The 20776-nt window shown below is 70.1% G+C and carries 19 protein-coding genes; 7 read left to right on the top strand and 12 right to left on the bottom strand.

Features of this window, described 5'->3' with window-relative positions; genetic code table 11:
- The first annotated feature begins 15 nt into the window (after positions 1–15).
- The 6 genes from AC07VX_RS19490 to AC07VX_RS19515 are packed head-to-tail and all read left to right on the top strand — an operon-like array spanning position 16 to position 5502.
- A complete protein-coding gene (locus AC07VX_RS19490) occupies positions 16–1704 on the top strand; it encodes a DUF2341 domain-containing protein (RefSeq protein ID WP_493183930.1) in 1689 nt (562 codons plus the stop codon).
- A 2-nt stretch (positions 1705–1706) separates the two neighbouring features.
- Positions 1707–2117, top strand: a complete 411-nt coding sequence (locus AC07VX_RS19495) for an ExbD/TolR family protein (RefSeq protein WP_493165857.1) — start codon at positions 1707–1709, stop codon at positions 2115–2117.
- Positions 2118–2121: 4 nt separating this feature from the next.
- Positions 2122–2523, top strand: a complete 402-nt coding sequence (locus AC07VX_RS19500; RefSeq protein WP_493165856.1) for an ExbD/TolR family protein — start codon at positions 2122–2124, stop codon at positions 2521–2523.
- The gene (locus tag AC07VX_RS19505; protein WP_493165855.1) at positions 2520–3197 is read left to right on the top strand and encodes a TonB C-terminal domain-containing protein; all 678 of its coding nucleotides are present in this window, start codon (positions 2520–2522) and stop codon (positions 3195–3197) included. Before AC07VX_RS19500 ends, AC07VX_RS19505 begins: the two co-directional genes overlap by 4 nt.
- A gap of 14 nt (positions 3198–3211) precedes the next feature.
- Positions 3212–4858 carry a putative porin gene (locus AC07VX_RS19510; RefSeq protein WP_493165853.1) on the top strand — a complete coding sequence of 549 codons (1647 nt, stop codon included), beginning with the start codon at positions 3212–3214 and terminating at the stop codon, positions 4856–4858.
- Complete coding sequence (locus tag AC07VX_RS19515) at positions 4858–5502, top strand: hypothetical protein (RefSeq protein ID WP_493165852.1); 645 nt, start codon at positions 4858–4860, stop codon at positions 5500–5502. The genes AC07VX_RS19510 and AC07VX_RS19515 overlap by 1 nt, the downstream gene beginning before the upstream one ends.
- Positions 5503–5514: 12 nt before the next feature.
- Here AC07VX_RS19515 and AC07VX_RS19520 read toward each other — a convergent pair whose 3' ends face one another.
- The 12 genes from AC07VX_RS19520 to AC07VX_RS19575 form a co-directional block, all read right to left on the bottom strand.
- Entirely contained in the window at positions 5515–7800 is a 2286-nt protein-coding gene (locus tag AC07VX_RS19520; protein ID WP_493165851.1) for a DEAD/DEAH box helicase, read from the bottom strand.
- A gap of 113 nt (positions 7801–7913) precedes the next feature.
- Positions 7914–8528 carry a hypothetical protein gene (locus tag AC07VX_RS19525; RefSeq protein WP_493165850.1) on the bottom strand — a complete coding sequence of 205 codons (615 nt, stop codon included), beginning with the start codon at positions 8526–8528 and terminating at the stop codon, positions 7914–7916.
- Positions 8529–8701: 173 nt separating this feature from the next.
- Complete coding sequence (locus tag AC07VX_RS19530) at positions 8702–9343, bottom strand: RpiB/LacA/LacB family sugar-phosphate isomerase (RefSeq protein WP_493165849.1); 642 nt, start codon at positions 9341–9343, stop codon at positions 8702–8704.
- A 236-nt stretch (positions 9344–9579) separates the two neighbouring features.
- Positions 9580–10068, bottom strand: a complete 489-nt coding sequence (locus AC07VX_RS19535; protein WP_493165848.1) for a PaaI family thioesterase — start codon at positions 10066–10068, stop codon at positions 9580–9582.
- 4 nt (positions 10069–10072) lie between these two features.
- On the bottom strand, positions 10073–10864 hold the full coding sequence (locus tag AC07VX_RS19540; RefSeq protein ID WP_493166087.1) for an SDR family oxidoreductase: 792 nt from the start codon (positions 10862–10864) through the stop codon (positions 10073–10075).
- Between the two features lie 11 nt (positions 10865–10875).
- Complete coding sequence (locus AC07VX_RS19545) at positions 10876–12672, bottom strand: acyl-CoA dehydrogenase (protein ID WP_493165847.1); 1797 nt, start codon at positions 12670–12672, stop codon at positions 10876–10878.
- A gap of 3 nt (positions 12673–12675) precedes the next feature.
- Positions 12676–13509: a hypothetical protein gene (locus tag AC07VX_RS19550; RefSeq protein ID WP_493165846.1), complete on the bottom strand. Its 834-nt coding sequence runs from the start codon at positions 13507–13509 to the stop codon at positions 12676–12678.
- Positions 13510–13574: 65 nt separating this feature from the next.
- Positions 13575–13997, bottom strand: coding sequence for a PaaI family thioesterase (locus tag AC07VX_RS19555; RefSeq protein ID WP_493165845.1), 423 nt, complete (start codon positions 13995–13997; stop codon positions 13575–13577).
- Position 13998: 1 nt separating this feature from the next.
- Complete coding sequence (locus AC07VX_RS19560) at positions 13999–14424, bottom strand: PaaI family thioesterase (RefSeq protein ID WP_493165844.1); 426 nt, start codon at positions 14422–14424, stop codon at positions 13999–14001.
- A complete protein-coding gene (locus AC07VX_RS19565; protein WP_493165843.1) occupies positions 14424–15599 on the bottom strand; it encodes an acetyl-CoA C-acyltransferase in 1176 nt (391 codons plus the stop codon). The genes AC07VX_RS19560 and AC07VX_RS19565 overlap by 1 nt, the downstream gene beginning before the upstream one ends.
- A gap of 88 nt (positions 15600–15687) precedes the next feature.
- A complete protein-coding gene (locus AC07VX_RS19570) occupies positions 15688–17781 on the bottom strand; it encodes a 3-hydroxyacyl-CoA dehydrogenase NAD-binding domain-containing protein (protein WP_493165842.1) in 2094 nt (697 codons plus the stop codon).
- Positions 17782–17908: 127 nt separating this feature from the next.
- Positions 17909–18283 (bottom strand): hypothetical protein, encoded by a 375-nt coding sequence (locus AC07VX_RS19575; protein ID WP_493165841.1) that lies wholly within the window; start codon positions 18281–18283, stop codon positions 17909–17911.
- A 148-nt stretch (positions 18284–18431) separates the two neighbouring features.
- Between AC07VX_RS19575 and AC07VX_RS19580 the strand changes: the two genes are divergently transcribed.
- Complete coding sequence (locus AC07VX_RS19580; RefSeq protein WP_493165840.1) at positions 18432–20759, top strand: hypothetical protein; 2328 nt, start codon at positions 18432–18434, stop codon at positions 20757–20759.
- Positions 20760–20776: the final 17 nt, after the last annotated feature.

Here is a 20776-nt window from a genome sequence, read left to right on the forward strand (position 1 = left end):
CCACGAAAGAACGATATGCGCAAAGCCCTCACCGCCCTCTGTCTTGCCGCGCTACTGCCGGCCACCGCCCACGCCTGGTGGAACGCCGACTGGAGCGAGCGCGCAAAAATCACGCTGAACACCTCGTCGCAAGGCCTGGAGACCAAGGAGGCTGCCAGCGGCGTGGCCGTCGCGGTGCGCCTGCACTCGGGCAACTTCGACTTCACGGCCGCCAAGGAGGACGGCAGCGACCTGCGTGTCGTCGCCGGCGACGACAAGACGCCGCTGAAATTCAGCATCGAGCGCTTCGACAGCGTCAACGAGCTGGCCGTGCTGTGGGTGCAGCTGCCCAGCGTGCTGCCGGGCACCGACAAGAACCTGTTCTACGTGTACGGCGGCAATGCCAAGGCGGCGGCCGAGGGCGAGGCGAACGGCTTCGATGCTGCCACCGTCATCGCGCTGCACTTCAGCGACAAGCCGGCCGGCGGCGACCAGCTCGGCGCCGTCAAGCCGCAGGGCGCGCTGACGACCGAGGCCAACGGCCTGCTCGCGGCGAGCGCCAAGCTCACGGGCGAGGCCATCGTCTACGCGCTGTCCGACAAGCCTGTTGTCGACGCCGGCAACCAGCTGACGGTGAGCCTTTGGGTCAAGCTCGACGACGTGCAGCGCGCGACGCTGCTGAACTGGGGCGGGCTGACGCTGGGTCTGAGCGGCGGCAAGCTGGTGGCGCGCTCCGACAAGGCCGAGGTCACGGGCGGCGACGTGCCGGCGGCCCGCTGGACGCAAGTGGCGCTGCGCCTGGGTCTGGGCAAGGCCACGCTGTTCGTCAACGGCACCCAGGTGGCCCAGGGCGACCTGGCGACGCCGGCGCTGGGCAGCAGCCTGCGCCTGGGCGAAGGCGCGCGCGGCCTGATGGACGAGGTGCAGCTGGCTGCCGCGCTGCGCAGCGCGGACTGGATCGCCGTGGCCGCGGGCGCGCAGGGGGCCGAGAGCAAGCTCGTCGCCTCGGTACGCGAGTCCAAGGACGGTGCCGCAGCCGAGGGCGGCGAGAGCCACGGCTACATGGGCATCCTCGTCAAGAACCTGACGGTGGACGCCTGGGTCGTCATCGGCATCCTGGCCGTCATGTTCGCCATCGCCGCATGGGTGATGGTGAGCAAGGGGCTGCTGGTGGGCAAGGTGGCCAAGGCCAATCGCAGCTTCGTGCTGCGCTTCCGCGCGGCAGACGGCGAGCTCCTCAAGCTTGAGGAACACGCGCCGCATCCGCACTCGCCCATCTACCGCCTGTACCAGGCCGGCGTGCGCGAGCTGGCCAAGCGCAAGGTGGGCGAGGCCGGCAGCAAGCCCTTGTCGGGCGCGTCGCTGGACGCGGTGAAGGCCTCGGTGGATGCCGACTACGTGCGCGAGAACGCCCAGCTGAACTCCGGCATGGTGCTGCTGACCATCGCCATCTCGGGTGGCCCCTTCCTCGGCCTGCTGGGCACGGTGGTGGGCGTGATGATCACCTTCGCGGCGATCGCCGCCGCGGGCGACGTCAACGTCAACGCCATCGCGCCGGGCATCGCCGCGGCGCTGCTCGCGACGGTGGCCGGCCTGGGCGTCGCCATCCCTGCGCTGTTTGGCTACAACTACCTGGCCGCGCAGATCAAGAACGCGACCTCGGACATGCAGATCTTCATCGACGAGTTCATCACACGCGTCGCCGAGCTGTACGGGGCTCCTTAGCCATGTCCGCCGACATCAAGGGCGACAACCAGCCCTACGACGACATCAACGTCACGCCGATGCTGGACCTGGCCTATGTGCTGCTGGTCGTCTTCATCATCCTGACGACCGCTTCGGTGCAGGGCGTGAAGGTGAACTCGCCGACGACGGCCGCGGCCAACAATCTGGCCAAGCCGCAGACGCGGGCCATCACGATCACCGCGGACGGCGGCGTCTACCTGGACGCCTATCCGGTGGACATGGACCAGCTGCGCACCTCGCTGGCCCAGTACAAGTCCGCCAACCCGGCCTTGCCCGTCGTGCTGAAGGCCGACGCGGCCGCGCAGTACGACAAGGTGATGCAGGTGCTGGAGGTGGCCAAGAAGCTGGACATCACCGAGATCGGCCTCGTCACCAAGCGGGCCACGGACTAGTGCCATGCAGGTCAATCAGGACGCCAAGCCCTACGACAGCATCAACGTCACGCCGATGCTGGACCTGGCCTATGTGCTGCTGGTCGTCTTCATCCTGATGACGACGGCCTCGGTGCAGGGGCTCAACATCACGATGCCCAAGCCCAGCAACAAGCCCAGCACGGAGAAGCACGAGCTGAAGATCGTGCAGGTGATGCCCGACGGCGGCGTGCTGCTCAATGGCGTGGGCGTGAGCCTGGCCGAGCTGGAGACGCAGCTGGGTGCTGCCAAGGCGCGCGACGCGCAGATGTCGGTCGCCATCAAGGGCGATGCACGCACGCAATACGCCAGCGTCATCGCCGTCATCGACCTGTGCAACAAGCTGGGCGTGAACATGGGGCTGGTGACGAGCCGGATCGGTACATGAGCTCGCGCAACCTCAAGCTCCTCGTCGCGGCCGGCCTGCTGGTGCTGGGCCTGGCCGTGTGGTGGGCCGTCAAGAACATCAAGCCCGAGAGCCCCAAGCGCCAGGTGGCCAAGATCGCCATCCTGCCGGACACGCCCCCGCCGCCCCCGCCCCCGCCCAAGGACGAGAAGAAGCCCGAGCCGCCCAAGGACGAGCCCAAGCAGGTCATTCGCGAGGAGCAGATCAAGCAGGCGGAGGCGCCCAAGCCCGCCGAGTCCCTCAAGATGGAAGGCGCGGCCGGCGACGGGCCGAGCGCCTTCGCGGCCGGCAGCGTCGGCAAGGAGTACGCCGGCGGCGCGCCGACGACGCCCGGCAGCGCCGGCCCAGCCGGCACGGCCGCCGACCGCGCCCAGGAGCGCTTCTACGCCAACACGGCGCGCCAGCTGCTGCAGGGCGAGATCGAGCGGCACCTGAAGTCCGACGCCGAGGCGCTGACCGCGACCTTCTCCGTCTGGCTGGCGGGCGATGGCGCCATCCAGCGCTTCGAGCTCAGCCCCAGCGGCAACGACGCCAACGACAGCGCCCTGCGCGCCGCCCTCGACGAGACCCGTCGCCAGTTCAAGCTGCCGCCGCCGCCGGCGCTGGCCCTGTCCCAGCCGTTGCGCTTTCGCTTGAGCGTGCGGCCCCAAGCCTGATTCCCCCTCCCGACATGAAACCCATCCTCGCCCTGCTGACCGCCGCCCTGCTCGCCGCCCCGGCCGGTGCCCAGACGTCCTCCGACAAGGAGGAGCTCGCCCGCCTGCGCGCGACGACGCAGGCACTCATCGACGCCCTCGTCGCCCAGGGCCTGCTGACGCGCGACAAGGCCGAGGCCATCCTGAAGCAGGCCCAGGCCAGCGCCGCCGCACCGGCCCCGCAGGCCCAGGCCGAAGCGCCCAAGGTGCTGCGCATTCCCTACGTGCCAGAAACGCTGCGCCAGCAGATGCGCGACGAGATCAAGACGGAGGTGCTGGCCCAGGCCAAGGGCGAGCGCTGGGGCCAGCCCGACGCGCTGCCGGACTGGGTCGGCCGCATCCGGGTCAGCGGCGACATCCGCGCCCGCGCGCAGAGCGAGTTCTTCGATGACCACAACCTGCCCGCCGAGGTCTACCGCGCCCAGACGGCGACGCCGGCCTGGGCGCCCGACCTGACAAACACGACGACCGACCGCCAGCGCATGACGCTGCGCGGCCGCCTGGAGGTGGACGCCAAGCTCAGCGACCAGGTGCTGGCCAGCGTGCGCCTGGCCACCGGCAGCACCGGCAACAGCGCCACATCCACGTCGCAGACGCTGGGCAACGACTTCAACCGCTACACCGTGGGGCTGGACCGGGCCTACATCCACTGGCAGCCGCCGCTGTTCTCCAACGGCATCTCGGCGGATTTCGGCCGCATGCCCAATCCCTTCTACAGCACCGACCTGGCCTGGCCCGACGACCTCGCCTTCGACGGCGTGGCCACCAGGCTCAGCCACGCCTTCACGCCCCAGCGCTCGCTGTTCGCGACGGCCGGCGTCTTCCCGCTAGAGGAGCTCAACCTCGCCACGCGCGACAAATGGCTGCTGGGCGTGCAGGCGGGCGGCGAGATCGATCTCGCGCGCGGCGTGCAGTTCAAGCTGGGACTGGCGGGCTACCAGTTCCGCCACATCGAGGGCCGGCGCGAGACCAGCCCGCCGCCCAGCGGCCCGCGCAACGGCGCGACGAACTACTTCGCCTCGCAATACCTCGCCAGCCTGCGCCTGAAGGGCAACACGCTCATCAACGTCAACGACCCCACCAGCGCCAGCGCGCCCACCTGGGGCCTGGCCTCGCGCTTCAAGCCGGTCAACCTCACGCTGGGACTGCAGCTCGACGGCGTGCTGCCGGTGCCGGCGGGCCTGACGCTGGACTGGATCAAGAACACCGGCTTCAAGATCAAGGACATCGAGGCCCGTGCCGGCGTCGCCCTGCCCGACCTGCGCGAGAAGACCATGGCCGTGCAGGGGCGCCTGCAGGTCGGTGCGCCCAAGCTCGCGCGCCGCGGCGACTGGCAGGCCTTCGCAGCCCTGCGCCTGGTGGAGCGCGACGCCTGGGTGGACGGCTTCACCGACACCACCTGGCATCTCGGCGGCACGAACTACAAGGGATGGAGCATCGGCGGCAACTACGGCCTGGACCGCGGCTTCTGGCTCGGCGCGCGCTGGACCAGCACACGCAACCTGGACGACGGCGTGCGCTTCCTCGCCGTGCCCGGCGACCCGACCTCGCTCAGCGGCAACCTGAGCAGCGCACCGCTGCGCATCGACGTGCTGCAGCTCGACCTGAACGTGAGGTTCTGATGAAGACGCAACGTCTTGCCGTCGCCTTGCTCGCCGCGGGCCTGGCATTCGGGGCTCAGGCCGAGGACGCCAAGCCCTCCAAGGAGCGCGAGGCCCTGCGCCGGGCCCAGTCCGCGCTGCGCACCGCACAGGAGCAGCAGGGCCAGCTGCAGGCCGACAAGGCCAGGGCCGAGGCCGCCGCCGCCGCCGCGCAAAAAGACGCGGCCTCCGCCAAGTCCCAGGTCGCGGGCAATGCCGCCAGGCTCAAGGCGCGCGAGGCCGAACTGGACGGCCTGCGCGCCCAGCTGCAGGCGGCCAGGCAGGCCCAGCAGGAGGCTTCGGTCCAGGCCACCCAGGCCGCCGGGCGCGAGTCCGCCCTGCAGCAGCAGCTGCTGGTCACCCGCCAGGAAAGTGCCGCACGGCTGCAGGCCAACCAGGCCCTGGCGCAGCTGCTGGAGCGCAGCACCCAGGCCCTGGCCGACGCCGAGGGCAAGAACCGCCAGCTCTACGCGCTGGGCGAGGATCTCGTGAAACGCTGGCAGGGACGCTCGACCCTGGACACCGCCCTGCTGCAGGACCCCGTGCTGGGCCTGGCCGCCGTGCGCTTCGAGGACCAGGCGGAGCAGCTGCGCAGCGAGCTGCGGGCCAGGCGCGTCTCTCCCTGAGCCGGCGCCGGTTCAGGCCGGCGCCGTCGTCAGCGGCGCGAGCAGCAGGTTCAGCTCCGTCGCGCTGAACTTGCCCAGCGCCGCGCCGTCGTCGCTGCCCAGCAGGCCGTCGGCCAGCGCGCGCTTGCGCGCCTGCAGCTCCAGCATGCGCTCCTCGATGCTGCCCTCGGCGACGAGCTGATACACAAAGACCGGCTGGTCCTGGCCGATGCGGTGCGCGCGCGCGCTGGCCTGGGCCTGCACGGCCGGGTTCCACCAGGGATCGACGTGGATGACGGTGTCGGCAGCCGTGAGGTTCAGCCCGACGCCGCCGGCCTTGAGGCTCGCAAGCAGGATGGGCACCTCGCGCGCCTGGAAGCCGCGCACGATGTCGCCGCGCCGGGCCGCGGGGGTCTGGCCCGTCAGGCGCAGGTGGGCCAGCTGCAAATCGTCCAGTTCGGACGCGATCAGGTCCAGCATCTCGGTGAACTGCGAGAACACCAGCAGCCGCCGGCCCTGGGCGACGAAGTCGGGCAGGTGCTCGCGCAGCCAGTCGAGCTTGGCGCGCTCGGTGTGCGGGGCCATCTCCACGCCCTTCACCAGGCGCGGGTCGCAGCAGACCTGGCGCAGCTTGAGCATGGCGTCCAGCACGCTGACAAGGCTGGTGGGCGTGAAGCCGTCGCGGGCCAGGATGCGCCTCACCATGTGGTCGGCTGCCACGCGCACGCTCTCGTAGAGCTGCTTCTGCCGGCCCTCCAGCGTGACGCGCTTGACCAGCTCGGTCAGCGGCGGCAGCTCTGTGGCCACTTCGGTCTTGAGGCGGCGCAGGATGAAGGGCCGCACGCGGGCCGCGAGCAGGCGGGCGCGCGGGCCGTCGCGGTTGACCTCGATGGGCTTGCGCCAGTGGCGCGCGAAGCTGCGCGAGTCGCCAAGGAAGCCGGGCATCAGCAGATCGAACAGCGACCAGAGCTCGCCGAGGTGGTTCTCCAGCGGCGTGCCGGTCAGCGCGAGATGGTGGCGGGCGTCGAGCCGGCGCAGCGCGCGCGCCGCGCGCGCCTGCGCGTTCTTGACGGCCTGGGCCTCGTCCAGGATCAGCAGGTGCCAGGGCTGGGCAGACAGCACCCGCAGATCGCGCCAGACGAGGTTGTAGGTCGTCAGCACGACATCGGCCCCGGCCGGCGGGGCAGCGCTCGCGCGATCGGCGCCGTGCCAGGTCAGCACACGCAACCCGGGCGCGATGCGCGCGGCCTCCTGCTGCCAGTTGAACAGCAGCGAGGTCGGCACGATGACGAGCGCCGGGCGATCCAGCCGGCCAGCCTGTTTTTCGGTGGCGATATGGGCCAGGGCCTGCGCCGTCTTGCCCAGGCCCATGTCGTCGGCCAGGATGCCGGCCAGGTGCTGCTCGCGCAGGTATTGCAGCCAGGCCAGGCCGTGCAACTGGTAGGGCCGCAGCGTGAGTCCCAGACCCGGCGGCTGATCGAACGCTGCAGGTGTGCCGGCTGCCAGCAGCCGACGCCCCAGCGCCTGGATCCCCGCGTCACCGTGGATCTGCCAGCGGCCGCGCGACTCGTCCTCGATGCAGCGCAGGCGGTCGGCGTCCCAGGCGTTGAGCTTGAGCGGCTGGCCTTTCTCCAGCTGCACCGGCTTGAGCAGGTCCAGCAGCGCCAGCATCATGGCCTTGAGCGGCGCCGCGACGGCGTGATAGCGCCTGCCGCCCGGGGCGCGCAGCGAGACGATGGCGTCGTCCTCGATGGCGGCGATGGCCACGGCGTCCAGCCAGCGCTTGTCGCGGCGCAGCAGGTTGGCCATCAGCGGCGCCAGGTCGATGCGCTGCCCCTCCACCTCCAGCCCCAGGCTGACGAGCCAGGCGCCCTGGCGACGCGCCAGGGCGACGCCCTCGACGCGGCGGCTGGGCCGGGGGGAGTCCTCGGCGGCGTCTTCCGTCAGGTCCAGACGCCAGCCGCTGACGAACTGGCTGTGGTGGGCGAAGCCGGGCTCCGTCGTCACCTGCCAGCCCTGGGCCAGCAGCTCGGGCACCTGCTCGGCATGGAAGTCGCCGAAGAACTCTTCCTGGGGAAGCGTCCACAGCGACTCGCCTCCCAGCGGCGGCGGCGTGCCGCGCCATTGCAGCAGGGCCGGGTCCAGGGCCACGGCGCCCCGCTGTCGCAGTGCCTGCTCGGCATCGGCATCGCGCCGCGCCAGTGTCGCCACCGTCACCTGCTCACCGCGCGGCCCGAGCGGCCCGCGCGGACGCAGGCCCAGCAGACCGTCGCCGCGCGTCAGCGTGCGCAGCGTCAGGTGGGGCGGGAGTCCAGGCATCGCGACAGTCTCGCAGAGCCCCGCGACACCCGATGAACCGAACCATGGCAGGCAGACGCCCGGTACCGGCCGCGCCGTGCCCAGGGCACGGCGCCAGAATCAAGCCATGCGCGTCAGCGGTCGACCCTGCGCCGAACCGTGGCCGCGACGCCCAGCGCAGCGGCCGCGATCAAGGCCAGGCCGTCGGGCTCCGGCAACTGGTTGACCAGCGCTCCCTGCCGAAGCGACCAGACACCTTCCAGCGCCGGGCCACGGTCGGAAAGGTTGACGCCCAGGGCAGGCCCATAGGCATAGAAGATCTCGTCGTTCGATCCGCCCGAGACCTGTCGAAACAGCACGAAGTTGTCAAAGCCGCCGGTGCAGACGCCGCTCGCATTGAAGGACACGCAGTCCAGCAGGATGAAATTGTTCTTCGTGGGGTCGGCGCTGACCTCCGCCTCACCGGTCTGCCATCCCGACTCGGTGTACCTGCCGAAGGTCAACGGGCCGTCGAACGCCTTCGCCACGAAGCCGCTGCCGTTCCAGTCGTAGAAAGTCGCCGCGGCGTTGGCCATCCCGTGCAGGTAGCCCGAGGCATCGAAATCGCTGGCCGTGAAACTGCCATCGATGTGTCGTCCGGAACTGCCCGCAAAGGTGAAGCTGAACTCGTAGGCATACGTGGGCGCGGCCCCGCAGGGCGCGGCACCCAACGCTGCGGCAAGCGCCCATGCCCATGACGTCGATTTCATCGCATCCCCCTCGCCACACAAGAACGTGAGGCACTCTATTCAGGCCCTGCGTGACTTGTCCGTCGAAGCGTCGACATGCCCCCTCCCCGGGGGGTGTCCGGCAATCATCGGGGCCGGCCATCTGCGACGGCCCGATGCAGGCGCCGGGTGCGGCACCGGCCCTGTAGAAGGGCTCAGCCCTTCAGCACGCCCTGGATGTGGGCGGCGATGGCATCGTCCTGGCAGTTCGTGAAGAACAGCTCCTGGAACTTCTCGCCCGACACGGCGGCCTTGAGCAGGTCCTGGTCCACGCTCTTGAGCACGGTCAGCATGTCCTTGCAGGCAGCGGCCTTGAGGTCCTTCAGGATGCCGCGGTTCTTGGCCATGATGGCGGCGCGTTCCTTGGGGTAGCCGGCGCCGCGCTCGTTCTCCAGCAGCTTGCGGTAGCAGTCCTGCAGGTTCAGCTCGGCGGCCCAGCCGAAGCCCTTGGCATAGGGCATGGACATGCAGTTGCCGTCGTTGATCTGGCCGAACAGGAAGGCGTCGGTCGGGTCGATGACGAGGCCGCAGAACACGCCGGGCATGCTGTTGCAGGCCAGCATGGAGCCCATGCCGGTGCCGCAGCCGGTGACGACGAAGTCGGCCGCCTTGCTGTTCAGCAGGATGCCGGCCAGCAGGCCGTTCATGACGTAGGTGAGCGAGGCCTTGTCCTCGGGCGTGTACATGCCGTAGTGGTGGACGCTGTGGCCCAGCGGTTGCGCAACGGTCTTGAGCGCGTTGTGGACGATCTCGGACTTGGCGGCCTGGCTGTTCTCGATGATGAGGGCGATCTTCATGGCGGGTGGCTTTCGGGCGAATCTGGACGTGGGCGAGGGGTCTGCGGCTCCGGCCAGAGGGGCCTTGAGCGCGGACCGTCATGCCAGGGGCGTGTTCCCGATCAGGGCGCCGGACTGCATGGTCCGGACGGCCGCCTGGCCAACCGCGCACCGCGAGGTGCTGACGCTGGCGCGATTGTGCCCGTTATTGGAACAACGTTTCAGAAATCGCAATCAAACCCGAGAGCGATGCAGGGTCAGCCTTGCCCGCCCTCGCCTGCCGCTGCCTCCGTCGGCGTGAGCTTGTTGAGCCGTCTTCCCTGGGTCGGCAGTGCCTTGAGGTACTTGAAGGTGCCGGTGGCGTGGGAGCACAGCTTGCCGTCGCCGCCAAAGACGGAGCCCTCGCAGAAGGCCATGGTGGTGGAGCGGTGCAGCAGCCTGGCGTGGCAGCGCAGCTCGCCTTCGCCGGGGCGCATGAAGCTGGTCTTCATCTCGATGGTGACGACGCCCGGCCCCATGCCGGGCTGGTCGCGGTGGACGCTGCGGGCGGCATGGGCCATGGCCACGTCCAGCAGCGTCATCAGCACGCCACCATGAGCCACTTCCCAGGAGTTGAGATGGCCCTCCTGCAGGTCCACCCGCAGCTCGGCCTCGCCGTCTCCCAGGCTGTGCAACTCGAAGCCCAGCTGCTGGACGAAGGGAATGTGGACCGGGAAGTGCAGTGGCGGGGCGGGGCGACGGGTCATCCGTTCAGCCCCCGTGCACCGCGCTGACGCCGCCGTCCACGGCCAGGATCTGGCCGGTGATGTGCTTGCCGGCGCGCGACGCGAACAGCAGGGCGGCCCCCTTCAGGTCCTCGTCGTCGCCCAGGCGGTTCAGCGGCGCGTGCGCGGCCAGCTTGTCCTCGCCGATGCTGGCGAGCAGGCCCTTGGTCATCTTGCTCGGGAAGAAGCCGGGCGCCAGCGCATTGACGGTGATGCCGTAGGCGCCCCACTCGCCGGCCAGCGCGCGCGTGAAGTTCACGGCCGCGCCCTTGCTGGTGTTGTAGGCGATGGTCTTCATCGCGCCGGAATTGCCCGACAGGCCGGCGATGGAGGCCACGTTGATGATGCGGCCGGACTTGCGCGGGATCATGCTGGCCTTGGCCACCGCCTGCGCGAAGACGAAGAGGCTGCGGATGTTCAGGTCCATGACCTTGTCCCAGGCCTCGATGGGGTGCTCCTCGGCCGGAGCCCCCCAGGTGGCGCCGGCGTTGTTGACGAGGATGTCGATCTTGCCCATGCGCTCCATGGTCTCGGCCACCACGCGCTGGGCCTCCTCGGGCTTGGAAGCATCGGCAGCGATCCAGCGCGTGTCGATGCCGCGGGCCTGCAGATGGGCCGCGGCCTCCTCCAGGTCGGCCGCCTTGCGCGAGGTCAGCATGATCTTGGCGCCGGCGTCACCCAGCGCCTCGGCGATCTGCAGGCCCAGCCCGCGCGAGCCGCCGGTGACGAGGGCCACCTGGCCGCTCAGGTCAAACAGGTCTTGCACCTTGGTGCTCATCATCAGTCTCCTCAGAAATATTCGGCCTTGATCTCACGGCACAGCGGCTCGCGGCGGGCGACGACGTCCAGCCAGGCGCCGATCTTGGGCAGCTCGTAGGCGAAGAAGTAGCGGGCCGCGGCGCGCTTGCCCTGGGCGAAGTCGCTGCCTCCCTGCACCGTCAGCGCCACGTCCAGCCACAGCCAGGCCAGCACGGTGTGGCCGAAGGCCTGCATGTACGGCGTCGCGTTGGCCAGCGCCTCCTCGGGCTCGCCGGTGCTCCAGGCCTTCTTCGTGGCGCCACCCACCTGGGCCAGCGCGGCGGCGAGCTGGTTGGCCTGCGGGGCCCAGTCGGTCTGCATGGCGCGCTCGATGGTGGCCTGCACGCGCGCGGCCAGCGCCGCGAGCGACGCGCCGCCCTGCTGCACGACCTTGCGGCCCAGCAGGTCCAGCGCCTGGATGCCGTGGGTGCCCTCGTGGATCATGTTCAGGCGCTGGTCGCGCCAGAGCTGCTCCACGGGGAAGTCTCGCGTGTAGCCATAGCCGCCCAGTACCTGGATGGCCAGCGAGTTGGCCTCCAGGCACCACTCGCTGGGCCAGCTCTTGGCGATGGGGATGAGCACGTCCAGCAGCGCCTGCGCCTCGGCCTTGGCGTCGCCGGTGTGCAGCTCGTCGACGAGGCGGGCACAGTACAGCTCCAGCGCCAGGCCGCCCTCCACATAGCTCTTCTGCGCCAGCAGCATGCGGCGCACGTCGGCATGCTCGATGATGGGTCGCTGGGGGCTGGCCGCGTCCTTGCCGGCGGCTGTCATCGGCCGGCCCTGGGGCCGCTGCTTGGCGTATTCCAGGCTGGCTTCAAACCCGGCATAGCCCAGCATCGTGGCCCCGAGGCCGACGCCGATGCGCATCTCGTTCATCATGTGGAACATGCAGCGCAGGCCCTCGCCGGGCTTGCCGACGAGATAGCCCACCGCGCCCGGCTTGCCGCCCGGCTGGAAGCGGCCCTCGCCGAAGTTCAGCAGGCAGTTGGTGGTGCCGCGGTGGCCGAGCTTGTGGTTGAGGCCCGCCAGCGCGACGTCGTTGCGCTCGCCGGTCAGCCGGCCGTCGGCCCCCACCATCTGCTTGGGCACGATGAACAGTGAGATGCCCTTGGTGCCGGGGATGAGCCTGCCGTCCGGTCCGGGCACCTTGGCCAGCACGAGGTGCACGATGTTCTCGCGCAGCTCGTGCTCGCCGCCCGAGATCCACATCTTGTTGCCGCGCAGGCGGTAGCGCGGGCCCAGAGCATCGTCCTCGTCCTCCAGCTCCGCGCGCGTGACCACGTCGGACAGCGACGACCCCGCCTGCGGCTCGGACAGGCACATGGTGCCGAACCAAGTGCCGGCGAACAGCGTCTTGGCGAACACCTCGCGCTGGCGCTCGCTGCCATGGGCCATCAGCAGATTGGCATTGCAGGTCGTCAACACGGCGTAGGAGCCTGCCGAGACGTTGGCCTGGCTGATGAAGGCGCTGGCAGCCGTCTCGACCAGGCATGGCAGCTGCATGCCACCGATGTCGTAGTCCTGCGCGGCGGCCAGCAGACCGGCATCGACAAAGGCATTCACCGCCTCCAGCGTGGCTGCAGGCAGGTGAACCCGTTCGCCGTCGAAGCGCGGCTCCTCGGTGTCGAGCAGCCGGTAGCTGGGCGCGAATTTCTCCCGGGCGATGCGCTCACAGGTGTCGAGCACGGCGCCGAAGGTCTCGCGCGAGTGATCGGCAAAGCGCTCGCGCGCCGTCAGCTCGACCGCGCGCAGCCAGTCATAGAGGAGAAATTCGAGGGTCTCGCGCATGGGTCAACGCCTGGGTTCGATGATGGAGAAGTTCAGTCGCCAGGCGGTGTCGATGCCGTCCGGGCGCGGATATCGCGCCAGGGCGTCGCGCCCCAGCTTCTCGATGCGGGGCGTGTAGGCGCGCAGCTCTTCGCGAGCCCGGGCCCGCGAGGTGTCGGGCTGCGACCACGACTCGGTGCGCTGAAAGCCCGGTGCCGAGCCACGGATGGCGCCCGCGCCGACGCCGGCGTCCAGGCCCTCCTGCGCCAGCTGCTCCGGCGCCACCAGCCACTGGCCGCTGGCCGGCGCAAAGACCACAGGCAGGCCGTCGCCGCCCGGGGCCGTCACGAACTCGGCGCCCAGCGTCGCCAGCACGCCCACCACGTGGACGCAGCCGTTGAGCCGCTCGGCCCGCCAGCCGGTCAGCGCTGCGGCAAATCGGTCGGCGTCCTGGCGCGCTTCGCTGCCCACGTCGCAGTCGCGCGGCAGCGGCAGGCCGGCGCGCAGGCCCCACCACAGCGCCAGGCCCTTGTCCGGCCCGGCCGCCGGCGAGGCGTACAGGGCCGCCAGCCGCGCCGGTGCGCCAGGCTGCTCCTGGGCGCGCAGGTAAAAGCGCGCGGCACGCTCGACGCTGGGCTTGAGGCACAGGCCCTGCTCGAACATGGAACCGGCCAGCAGCAAGACCTGCGGCGTGGGCTGCGCCAGCGCGGCGTTGAGCGCCTGGGCCGCCGTCGGACAGTCGCCCGCCTCGAGGGCCTTGACGACGGCCGCGGTACCGGCCGGGGCCGGTGCCTGCGCCCCGGCAGCGCCAGCGATCAGGGACAACGCAAGCGCTGCGGAGGTGGTGAGGAATTTCATCGTTGGAGCTCCGGAAATCAGTTCGACTTCCGGACTGTGCCAGCGCGGCATCGGGATGCCATCGCTCACCCCTTCGCCACGGTCACGGCCATCGTGCCGCTGGCCTTGGCCACGAGCCTGCGCTCGTCACCCGCCACCGCGTACACCTCGGCCTCGGTAAAGGTCACCTGTCGGCCGGGCTTCAACACCCAGGCCTCGCATTCCAGCCGTTCACCGCTCGCGCCGCGCAGCAGGCTGGTCTTGAATTCGGCGGTCAGCACCCAGTGGCCGTCGGGGGCCTGGGTCTGGGCTGCGGCGCCCATGCTGTGGTCGGCCAGCGCGGCGATGACGCCGGCATGCACGACACCGGTGTGCTGGCGATGGCGCGGCGCCACGACGAGCGCCGTCCACACGCGCCCGGGCTCGACGGCAGTGGGCTCCACGCCGAGGTCGGCCATGAAGGGCGCCGAGCGGAAGAAGCCGCGCAGCGTGTCGAGGTCGACCTGCATCTCAGTCCTGGGACAGGCGAACGATGGTGCCCTGCGCCAGCGCGCACAGCTTCTCGCCGCCATCCTTCACGACGAAGACCTCGCAGCGGCAGACCGCCTGGGTCTTGCTGACGGCCTGAGCCTCGGCGCGCGCGATCAGCCGCTCGCCCACCGCCGGGCGGACGTAGTTGATCTTGAACTCCGAGGTGACGACGGGTACTTGCATGGCCGTGCCGCCGGCGAAGGTCAGCGCGTTGTCGGCCAGGTAGCTGACGACCCCGCCGTGGGCAAAGCCGTTTTGCTGCAGGTGCTCGGGCTTGAGCACCAGCTGCAGCTCGACCTGGCCCGGCGCCAGCGCCGCCAGCTCCGCACCGAGCAGCGCGCTGAACGGCTGCTTGGCGAGGACGTCCCGGCCCATGGCCAGGAACACCTCCGCAGAGACAGACATCAGAGGACTTCGAACACGCCGGCCGCGCCCATGCCGCCGCCGATGCACATCGTCACGCAGACACGCTTGGCGCCGCGGCGCTTGCCTTCGATGAGGGCATGGCCCGTCAGGCGCTGGCCCGAGACGCCGTAGGGATGCCCGATGGCGATGGCGCCGCCGTTGACGTTGAGGCGGTCCATGGGGATGCCCAGGACGTCGGCGCAATACAGCACCTGCACGGCGAAGGCCTCGTTAAGCTCCCACAGGTCGATGTCGGCCACCGTCAGGCCCAGCTTCTTGAGCACCTTGGGCACGGCGAACACCGGGCCGATGCCCATCTCGTCGGGCTCGCAGCCGGCGACGGCAAAGCCGAGGAAGCGGCCGATGGGCTTGAGGTTGTGCGTGGACGCGTAGTGCTCGCTGACGATGGCGCAGGCACCGGCGCCGTCGCTGAACTGGCTGGCGTTGCCGGCCGTGACGACGCCACCCGGCAGCGCGGTGCGGATGCCCTGGATGCCCTCGTAGGTCGTGCCCTCGCGCAGGCCCTCGTCCTTGCTGGCGGTCACCTGCTTGCTGACCAGACCCATGACCTTGTCGACGGCGCCCATCGTCACCGTGATCGGCACGATCTCGTCGTTGAACAGGCCGGCGGCCTGTGCCGCGCAGGCCTTCTGCTGGCTGCCGGCGCCATAGTGGTCCATGCGTTCCTTGGAGATGTTGTAGCGCTTGGCCACGTTCTCCGCCGTCTGCAGCATGCTCCAGTAGATCTCGGGCTTGTTGCGGCTCAGCCAGCTGTCTTCCAGCATGTGCTGGTTCATCTCCTGCTGCACGCACGAGATGCTCTCGACGCCGCCGGCCACGTAGACCTCGCCCTCGCCGGCGATGATGCGCTGCGAGGCCAGCGCGATGGTCTGCAGGCCGCTGGAGCAGAAGCGGTTCACGGTCAGGCCGCTAACAGAGACCGGCAGGCCGGCGGCCAGCGCGATCTGGCGTGCGATGTTGGCGCCCGTGGCCCCCTCGGGGTTGGCGCAGCCCATCAGCACGTCCTCGACGGCGCCGCCGTCGATGCCGGCGCGCTCGACGGCCGCCTTGACGACGTGGCCGCCCAGCGTGGCGCCGTGGGTCATGTTGAAGGAGCCCTTCCAGCTCTTGGCGAGCGGCGTGCGGGCGGTGGAGACGATCAGTGCGTTGCTCATGTCAGTCCTAATCAGTTGGTGCCAGAGCTACTCGCTTCGCTCGATCGGTCTGGCACACAAGACACTCAGATTTCGTGTGGGCCGGCGATCAGGTGAAGGACTTGCCTTCAGCCACCAGACGCGCCAGCAGCGGCGCCGGCGTCCAGAACGCGCCGTCGTCCATCGGGTTCCTGGCAAAGCGCTTCATCGCCTGCACGACGTTGAAGAGGCCCAGCGTGTCGGCGTAGCACATCGGGCCACCGCGGAAGATCGGGAAGCCGTAGCCGGTCAGGTAGACCATGTCCACGTCGGACGCGCGCTGGGCGATACCCTCTTCCAGCAGATGGGCAGCCTCGTTGACCAGAGCGAACACCAGGCGGTGCACGATCTCCTCGTCGCTGATGTCGCGCTTCTTGGCGCCAATGGCTTCGCGGTGCTTGGCCAGCATCTCGTCGACGACCGGCGAGGGAATCGCGTCGCGCTTGCCGGGCTGGTAGTCGTACCAGCCGGCGCCCGTCTTCTGGCCGAAGCGGCCCAGCTCGCACAGGCGGTCGGCGCTGGCCGAGTACTTCATGTTGGCGCGCTCGACAGCGCGACGCTTGCGGATGGCCCAGCCGATGTCGTTGCCCGCCAAGTCGCCCATGCGGAAGGGGCCCATCGCGAAGCCGAACTTCTCGACGGCCTTGTCCACCTGCTGCGGACTGCAGCCCTCGTCCAGCAGGAAACCGGCCTGGCGGCTGTACTGCTCGATCATGCGGTTGCCGATGAAGCCGTCGCAGACGCCCGACACGACGGCGGTCTTCTTGATCTTCTTGCCAATGGCCATGACCGTGGCCAGCACGTCCTTGGCGGTGGCCTTGCCGCGCACCACCTCCAGCAGCTTCATGACGTTGGCCGGGCTGAAGAAGTGCATGCCCACCACGTCCTGCGGGCGCTTCGTGAACGAGGCGATCTTGTCCACGTCCAGCGTCGACGTGTTGGACGCCAGGATGGCGCCGGGCTTGGCCACGGCGTCCAGCTGCTTGAACACGGCTTCCTTGACGCCGATCTCCTCGAACACGGCCTCGATGATGAGGTCGCAGTCCTTCAGATCGTCATAGCTCAGCGTCGTGCTCAGCAGCGCCATGCGCTGGGCGTACTTGTCTTCCTTGAGCTTGCCCTTCTTGACCTGGGCCTCGTAGTTCTTCTTGATCGTCGCGACGCCGCGGTCCAGAGCTTCTTGCTTGGTCTCCAGGATGGTGACCGGCAGGCCCGCGTTCAGGAAGTTCATCGAGATGCCGCCACCCATGGTGCCGGCACCGATGACGCCGACCTTGGCGATGGTGCGCAGCGGCGTGTCCTCGGGCACGTCGGCGATCTTGCTGGCCACGCGCTCGGCGAAGAAGAGATGGCGCAGCGCCTTGGACTCGGGCGTCAGCATAAGGGCCGCGAAGCCCTCGCGCTCGGCGCGCATGCCGTCGTCGAACTTCAGCTTGACCGCACCGGCCACGGCTTCCAGGCAGCGCAGCGGCGCCGGGAAGTTCTTGCTCATGCCGCCCACCATGTTGCGGGCGAACTGGAAATAGGCCTCGGGGTCGGGATGCCTGGCCTTCAGGTCACGCACTTTGGGCAGCGGACGCTTCTCGGACACCTCTTCGGCGAACTTGACGGCCGCGTCCAGCACATCGGCATCGACGATCTTGTCGAACAGCTTCTGGCCCGGGACCATGGCCAGCATCTGCGCTTCCACCGGCTCGCCGCTGACGATCATGTTCAGCGCGGGCTCCACGCCGAGTGCACGGGGCAGGCGCTGCGTGCCGCCGGCACCGGGCAGCAGGCCCAGCTTCACCTCGGGCAGGGCGACCTTGGTGCCGGTCTGCGCGACGCGGTAGTGGCAGCCCAGGCTCAGCTCCAGGCCGCCGCCCATGCAGACCGTGTGGATGGCCGCGACGACCGGCTTGCTGCAGTTCTCGACGACCGAGATCAGGCTCAGCAGGTTGGGCTCGGCCAGCGCCTTGGGGCTGCCGAATTCCTTGATGTCGGCACCGCCCGAGAAAGCCTTGCCGGCGCCGGTGATGACGACGGCGGTGACGGCCGGGTCGGCCTCTGCGCGCTCAACGCCGGCCGCGCAGGCCGAGCGGGTGGCGAAACCCAGGCCGTTGACCGGCGGGTTGTCGAGCGTGATCACGGCGACGCTGCCGCGAACTTCGTAATGGGCTGTCATGGGCACGACCTCGGTTGACGGGCCATGCCGCGTCTCCTGCAGCCGGCCCAGAAATAGAACGACCGTTCGATTCTAGGCAGCGGTCCTGGCGCAGTCTTGTCCCGGCAGTGACAAGACCTCTCTCATGTCACTCGCCGCGCTTGAGGATCACCGTGTCCTTGAAGGCCTTGGGCGTTTCCCTGGCGGGCGTCGGCTGCATCTTGGATTCGGCGTAGAGCCGCGCCGCTTCGGCCGGGTCCACGGCCGGCTCGGGCGCCGGCGCCGCACGCGGCGCAGGCCGCACGGCCAGGCGCAGCTCATGGTTCTCGCGCTGCAGCTGCTCGATCTGCTTGCGGGCCTGCGTCGTCTGCTGGGCCGACAGCTGGCGCGCCTGTTCGACGTTGTGCACGCGCTGGCGCTCGCGCTTGAGCCGGCCCGACAGCCAGACGTACACCGCACCCGCGGCCACCAGCGCCCCCAACAGGAAGCCGCCCAGCAAGGGCAACAGTTGACCGTCGTTCATGAGTCCTCCCCGACTTCGTTGTCGCCTGCAACTGTACGAGCGCCGCCGCGGCCTGCCCAGCCGGCCAGGGTTTCCCAGGGGGCGCCGGGGTCTTCATGCGGCCGCGGCGGCCTTGGAGGCGCAGCAGCCCGCGGCTAGAGTGCGGGCCATGCTGATTCCGGTCGTCTACCCGCCCCACGATCCCGCGCCGCCGCCGCAGTTTTCCCCGCCGTCGCCTCCACCCCTGCCCGCAGAGCCCAGGCCGCCCGGCCCGCCCGAGCCACCGCGCGCCGCCCCCGCGCCGGAAGGCGACGTGCCCTGGATGCTCTACCTGCTGCGCGTGCTGGGGCTGTGCGCCTTCCCGGTCGGCATCGTCATCGCCGGCGTCGCGGTGCTGCTGGGGCTGGACCAGGCCCAGGAGACGCTGCTGTCGCTGGAAGTGGGCAGCACGCAGACCGCCATCCTCCTCTTCGCCTTCGGCCTGTGGCTGCTGCTGGCCTGGTACACCTGCCGGCTGCTGCTGGACCGGCGCTTCAAGCCCGACACCCTCGGCGAATGCATGAACCCGCGCTTCGCGCAGGCGCTGCGGCGCTGGCTGCCCCGCGGACTGATCCTCGGCGGCGGCCTGCCCATCGCGGCCTTCTTCCTGCTGCAGTCGCGCGAGCGCCTGATCGGCATCGGCCTGCTGGCCGTGACGACGTGCCTCTACCTCTTCGCCTGGAAGCGCCGTGCCTGGCTGCTCAAGCTCGGCGACGGCTCGCTGCCCGCCCGCCTGCTGTGCCTGGACGGCCGACGCGAGGCCATCGCGCAGATGGCGCGCGAAGACCGCATGAGCACGCCGTCGCGCGTGCTGGTCGCCCTCGTGCTGCTGCTGCAATGGGGCGTCTTCAGCGCACTGCTGGCCTGGCCGGAGGCGACGGCGCGCGCCATCGGCTCGCCGGCGCTGGTGCTGCTGGCCATGGGCAGCTGGACCGTCTTCGGCGGCATCCTGCTGACCTATGTGCCCAAGGTGCTGATCCGCGTACCGCTGACCGCCCTGCCCCCGCTGCTGTTCATCGCCTTTGCGCCGCTGAACGACAACCACCGCGTGGCCACGCCCGAGCTGAGCGCACGCAGCGCCAACGCCCCCCGCCAGCCCGCCGACGCCTGGGTGCAGACCTGGCTGCGCACCGTCGGCGCCGATGGCAAGCGCCCTCTGGTCCTCGTCGCCGTTGCCGGCGGCGCCTCGCGGGCGGCCTACTGGGGCAGCGCCTCGCTGGCCCGACTGCAAGACCTCGGCGAGCAGCAGGGCGTCAACTTCGCCGACTCCGTCTTCGCCATCAGCGGCACCTCGGGTGGCGCGCTGGGCGCCGCCAGCTTCGTCGCTGCGGTCGATGCGCGCCGCCAGGCCACCGACGCAGCCGCCTGCACGCCCTGGAAGCTGGTGCGCGACTTCACCGGCCGCGACCACCTCGCCACGCCGGTGGGCTACATGCTCTACCCCGATCTGGCCCAGCGCTTCCTGCCGCTGGCCTTCGCTGGTGCCGACCGCTCGCTGGGGCTGGAACAGGTCTGGACGCGCGACTGGCCCAAGGCCCTGGCCAGCCAGTGCCCGCTGCGCCCCACCGCCCACCGCAACCCCTGGGCTGAACCGCTGACGGCCCTGCATGCCCGCGCCACCGAGGCCGAATGGCTGCCGCTGCTGGCGCTGAATACGTCGGCACTGTCGCGCGGCCAGCGTGTCTACCAGGCCGACTTCGTGCTGCCCGGCGGTGACGGCATCGACCTGCTCGACCCCGCCCTCGGGCTGGACGTCGAACGCCTGACGCTGGCCCAGGCCGTGCACAACAGCGCGCGCTTCCCCTACATCAGCCCGGCCGGTGCTGTCGTCTTCCAGGAGGCGCACAAGGACAGCGAGGCCGGCGACGTCGGCCGCATCTGGGACCGGCTCGGCGACGGCGGCTACGTGGAAGCCAGCGCGACGCTGACGCTGTCCGACCTGCTGCGCGACCTGGAGGCCGCGGGCCGGCTGAAGGCCTGCAAGCCCGAGGACGACTGCGCCCGCCACGGCATCCTCGACCGCGCACGGCTGCGCCTGCTGCTGCTGGCCAACACGCCCTCGCAGGTCGACGACTGGCTGTGCCGCGACGCGCCCACGGCCCCCGATGCCCTGCCGCTGGACGGCCGCCGCTACCGCGCCACCCACATGGGCCTGAACGAGGTCGTCGCGCCGCCCCAGGGCATCCTGAACGGCAACGGCGCCCGCGGACGGGACTCGGCCGTCGAGCTCATCAAGCGCATTGGCGGCTGTGGCCAGGTGGCGGAGCTGCGCCTGCCGGCGGTCCCGGGCCAGCGCCCGCCATCGATGAACTGGATGCTGAACTCGGCCTCACGCGAGCAGATCGACGCAGCCCTGCTGGAGAAGCAGCCCATCACCGACCCGACCGTCGGCCCGGCACAGGCCCAGCTGGCCGCCCACCTGAGGCAGGCCAAGGGCTGGATGCTGCAGATGAAGTGAGGGACCAGGCAGTCATG

The organism is Roseateles sp. GW821-FHT03B02 (genome assembly GCF_059421025.1).

Bases quoted from the DNA above. Each gene is read 5' to 3' on its own strand.
- AC07VX_RS19490 (WP_493183930.1), top strand. From the start codon at position 16: ATGCGCAAAGCCCTCACCGCCCTCTGTCTTGCCGCGCTACTGCCGGCC.
- AC07VX_RS19495 (WP_493165857.1), top strand. From the start codon at position 1,707: ATGTCCGCCGACATCAAGGGCGACAACCAGCCCTACGACGACATCAAC.
- AC07VX_RS19500 (WP_493165856.1), top strand. From the start codon at position 2,122: ATGCAGGTCAATCAGGACGCCAAGCCCTACGACAGCATCAACGTCACG.
- AC07VX_RS19505 (WP_493165855.1), top strand. From the start codon at position 2,520: ATGAGCTCGCGCAACCTCAAGCTCCTCGTCGCGGCCGGCCTGCTGGTG.
- AC07VX_RS19510 (WP_493165853.1), top strand. From the start codon at position 3,212: ATGAAACCCATCCTCGCCCTGCTGACCGCCGCCCTGCTCGCCGCCCCG.
- AC07VX_RS19515 (WP_493165852.1), top strand. From the start codon at position 4,858: ATGAAGACGCAACGTCTTGCCGTCGCCTTGCTCGCCGCGGGCCTGGCA.
- AC07VX_RS19520 (WP_493165851.1), bottom strand. From the start codon at position 7,800: ATGCCTGGACTCCCGCCCCACCTGACGCTGCGCACGCTGACGCGCGGC.
- AC07VX_RS19525 (WP_493165850.1), bottom strand. From the start codon at position 8,528: ATGAAATCGACGTCATGGGCATGGGCGCTTGCCGCAGCGTTGGGTGCC.
- AC07VX_RS19530 (WP_493165849.1), bottom strand. From the start codon at position 9,343: ATGAAGATCGCCCTCATCATCGAGAACAGCCAGGCCGCCAAGTCCGAG.
- AC07VX_RS19535 (WP_493165848.1), bottom strand. From the start codon at position 10,068: ATGACCCGTCGCCCCGCCCCGCCACTGCACTTCCCGGTCCACATTCCC.
- AC07VX_RS19540 (WP_493166087.1), bottom strand. From the start codon at position 10,864: ATGAGCACCAAGGTGCAAGACCTGTTTGACCTGAGCGGCCAGGTGGCC.
- AC07VX_RS19545 (WP_493165847.1), bottom strand. From the start codon at position 12,672: ATGCGCGAGACCCTCGAATTTCTCCTCTATGACTGGCTGCGCGCGGTC.
- AC07VX_RS19550 (WP_493165846.1), bottom strand. From the start codon at position 13,509: ATGAAATTCCTCACCACCTCCGCAGCGCTTGCGTTGTCCCTGATCGCT.
- AC07VX_RS19555 (WP_493165845.1), bottom strand. From the start codon at position 13,997: ATGCAGGTCGACCTCGACACGCTGCGCGGCTTCTTCCGCTCGGCGCCC.
- AC07VX_RS19560 (WP_493165844.1), bottom strand. From the start codon at position 14,424: ATGTCTGTCTCTGCGGAGGTGTTCCTGGCCATGGGCCGGGACGTCCTC.
- AC07VX_RS19565 (WP_493165843.1), bottom strand. From the start codon at position 15,599: ATGAGCAACGCACTGATCGTCTCCACCGCCCGCACGCCGCTCGCCAAG.
- AC07VX_RS19570 (WP_493165842.1), bottom strand. From the start codon at position 17,781: ATGACAGCCCATTACGAAGTTCGCGGCAGCGTCGCCGTGATCACGCTC.
- AC07VX_RS19575 (WP_493165841.1), bottom strand. From the start codon at position 18,283: ATGAACGACGGTCAACTGTTGCCCTTGCTGGGCGGCTTCCTGTTGGGG.
- AC07VX_RS19580 (WP_493165840.1), top strand. From the start codon at position 18,432: ATGCTGATTCCGGTCGTCTACCCGCCCCACGATCCCGCGCCGCCGCCG.